Here is an 816-nt window from a genome sequence, read left to right as displayed (position 1 = left end):
ACGCACTAGACTTAGGATCTAGCGCCGCAAGGCGTGGGGGTTCGACTCCCTTCACCCGCACCATTTTCATATGACATGTATACAATGCGGAAGTAGTTCAGTGGTAGAACACCACCTTGCCAAGGTGGGGGTCGCGAGTTCGAACCTCGTCTTCCGCTCCATATTTCTTAAATGCCTTACATACAATACCCTTGCCGGGGTGGCGGAACTGGCAGACGCACAGGACTTAAAATCCTGCGGTAGGTGACTACCGTACCGGTTCGATTCCGGTCCTCGGCACCACTTATATTATGCGCCCGTAGCTCAATTGGATAGAGCGTCTGACTACGGATCAGAAGGTTGTGGGTTCGACTCCTGCCGGGCGCGCCATAATACGAGAAGTAGCTCAGCTTGGTAGAGCACTTGGTTTGGGACCAAGGGGTCGCAGGTTCGAATCCTGTCTTCTCGACCATTTAAACCTGATACCCATTATGGGGCCTTAGCTCAGCTGGGAGAGCGCCTGCCTTGCACGCAGGAGGTCAGCGGTTCGATCCCGCTAGGCTCCACCAATTATTCTTATACTTATTATGGCGGCCTAGCTCAGCTGGCTAGAGCGTACGGTTCATACCCGTGAGGTCGGGGGTTCGATCCCCTCGGCCGCCATCTTAAGGACCTTTAGCTCAGTTGGTTAGAGCAGACGGCTCATAACCGTCCGGTCGCAGGTTCGAGTCCTGCAAGGTCCACCAGTATAATCACACAGCGGAGGTATACCCAAGTCCGGCTGAAGGGATCGGTCTTGAAAACCGACAGGCGGGTCAAACCGCGCGGGGGTTCGAA

General features: G+C 54.9%; 7 tRNA genes. All 7 read left to right on the top strand.

Features of this window, described 5'->3' with window-relative positions:
* Window positions 1-86 precede the first annotated feature (86 nt).
* The 7 genes from AB5N96_RS13475 to AB5N96_RS13445 all read left to right on the top strand — a co-directional run bounded on the left by AB5N96_RS13475 (window position 87) and on the right by AB5N96_RS13445 (window position 725).
* Window positions 87-161, top strand: a tRNA-Gly gene (locus AB5N96_RS13475).
* 32 nt (window positions 162-193) lie between these two features.
* A tRNA-Leu gene (locus tag AB5N96_RS13470) sits at window positions 194-282 on the top strand.
* Between the two features lie 10 nt (window positions 283-292).
* Window positions 293-369: transfer RNA gene (locus AB5N96_RS13465), tRNA-Arg, on the top strand.
* Window positions 370-374: 5 nt separating this feature from the next.
* Window positions 375-451 (top strand) — tRNA-Pro (locus AB5N96_RS13460).
* A gap of 21 nt (window positions 452-472) precedes the next feature.
* Window positions 473-548: transfer RNA gene (locus AB5N96_RS13455), tRNA-Ala, on the top strand.
* A gap of 20 nt (window positions 549-568) precedes the next feature.
* Window positions 569-642: transfer RNA gene (locus AB5N96_RS13450), tRNA-Met, on the top strand.
* Between the two features lie 6 nt (window positions 643-648).
* Window positions 649-725 (top strand) — tRNA-Ile (locus tag AB5N96_RS13445).
* Window positions 726-816 lie beyond the last annotated feature (91 nt).

Origin of the sequence: Chryseomicrobium imtechense (assembly GCF_041475995.1) — a bacterium.
In the GTDB taxonomy this organism is placed as follows: domain Bacteria; phylum Bacillota; class Bacilli; order Bacillales_A; family Planococcaceae; genus Chryseomicrobium; species Chryseomicrobium aureum.
Note: the sequence above shows the minus strand (reverse complement) of the source record. Positions and strands in the feature narration are given on the sequence as shown.